The following is a 1,660-nucleotide window of genomic DNA, read 5'->3' on the forward strand; positions in this document are numbered from 1 at the left end:
TAAGACAGATGTAGATATCAAAAAAGATTTGAATTTTTCAATTTCTTGGTCTTATGATGGAAAGACTATTTTTGATAATCAAAAGGTAAGTTATTTCATCAAAGATAGTGGTGAATTACCCTCTCATACAGCAACTATGATATTATTACCATTGAACGAGGAGCAAATGAAGATTGTCGATGGAATGTCAGACCCTTCTAAGATGGTACTTCGAATGTCAGATGTGAACGCAGTAGAGTGATTACGAAAAAAGAATCATACAAAGGAGAAGTAAATGCGCCTTGTTTATCTTACGGTTGGTTTTGTGTCTTTGGGATTAGGAATTATTGGGATTCCTTTGCCGATTTTACCGACGACTCCCTTTTTATTGCTATCGATGGCCTGCTTTGCTAAAAGTTCCAAACGCTTTGAAACTTGGCTCTACCAAACCAAGCTTTATCAAACCTATGTAGCGGATTACCGAGAGACCAAATCGATTGCCAAAGAACGGAAGAAATGGATCCTTCTTCAGATCTACATTCTGATGGGGATTTCGATCTATCTGGCCCCGATTATTTGGGTGAAGCTTGCTCTAGTTGCTTTGACGATTTTTATCACCTATTATCTCTTAAAAGTGATTCCCAATAAGTCCGAAAATCCAACAGAAGAAAATCCTGATTAAAATTGGAGAATTCAGGCCCTAGAACTAGGAAAAGAAGTGCGTTCGTGCTTCTTTTTTGGTATACTTAAGAGTATAAATTTATTAGAAAGTAGGCTTCCCATGGAGAAATTACAAACCCTGTTATCGGAACGGTTTCAGATCGTTTTTTCAGATAGCAGTTTATTAGATACCGCTTTTACGCACACCTCTTATGCCAATGAGCACCGCCTCTTAAAAATTTCACATAACGAACGTTTGGAATTTTTAGGAGACGCTGTTCTTCAATTAGTTATTTCCGAATATTTGTATAAGGAACACCCCAACAGACCTGAGGGAGATTTGTCTAAATTCCGTTCTATGATTGTTCGTGAAGAAAGTCTGGCTGGTTTTTCTCGGGATTGCCAATTTGACCATTTCATCAAACTAGGCAAAGGCGAAGAAAAATCTGGTGGCCGGGACCGTGATACGATTCTTGGCGACTTATTTGAAGCTTTTTTAGGTGCTCTTTTACTGGATCAAGGAGTGGAAGCAGTCAAACGCTTCATCTATCAGGTCATGATTCCAAAGGTTGAAACGGGTCAATTTTCTCAAGTCATTGACTACAAGACCCGCCTGCAAGAACTGTTACAGGTTCACGGAGATGTGGAGATCCAATACCAAGTGGTTAGCGAGTCCGGTCCTGCTCATGCCAAAGAGTTTGAAGTAGAAGTGTTCGTGAACGGTCAAACGATGGGACATGGTCATGGTCGTTCCAAGAAATTAGCGGAGCAGGAAGCGGCCCGCAATGCAGTTGAAACGAGGAATGATTCCCCATGTATCTAAAAGAGATTGAAATCCAAGGCTTTAAATCCTTTGCGGATAAGACAAAAGTCGTATTTGACAAAGGGGTCACTGCCGTTGTAGGGCCTAATGGATCTGGAAAATCAAATATCACAGAGAGCTTGCGCTGGGCTCTGGGAGAATCTAGTGTCAAGAGTCTACGTGGGGGCAAAATGCCCGATGTCATCTTTGCAGGGACAG

At 40.9% G+C, this 1,660-nt stretch carries 3 protein-coding genes and 1 pseudogene; all 4 read left to right on the forward strand.

The window, feature by feature from the left end; all coding sequences use genetic code 11:
• A pseudogene (locus SPADD19_RS01740) lies at positions 1-241 on the forward strand (hypothetical protein); the annotation flags it as partial.
• A 33-nt stretch (positions 242-274) separates the two neighbouring features.
• Positions 275-661: a YbaN family protein gene (locus SPADD19_RS01745; RefSeq protein ID WP_061455046.1), complete on the forward strand. Its 387-nt coding sequence runs from the start codon at positions 275-277 to the stop codon at positions 659-661.
• A 99-nt stretch (positions 662-760) separates the two neighbouring features.
• Positions 761-1,462 carry a ribonuclease III gene (gene rnc, locus SPADD19_RS01750; RefSeq protein WP_061455047.1) on the forward strand — a complete coding sequence of 234 codons (702 nt, stop codon included), beginning with the start codon at positions 761-763 and terminating at the stop codon, positions 1,460-1,462.
• A partial coding sequence (locus SPADD19_RS12330) for an AAA family ATPase (RefSeq protein WP_241496396.1) occupies positions 1,453-1,660 on the forward strand: 208 nt, incomplete at its 3' end. The genes rnc and SPADD19_RS12330, both read left to right, overlap by 10 nt.

Source organism: Streptococcus parasanguinis (genome assembly GCF_001578955.1).
GTDB classification, from domain to species: Bacteria; Bacillota; Bacilli; order Lactobacillales; family Streptococcaceae; genus Streptococcus; species Streptococcus parasanguinis_U.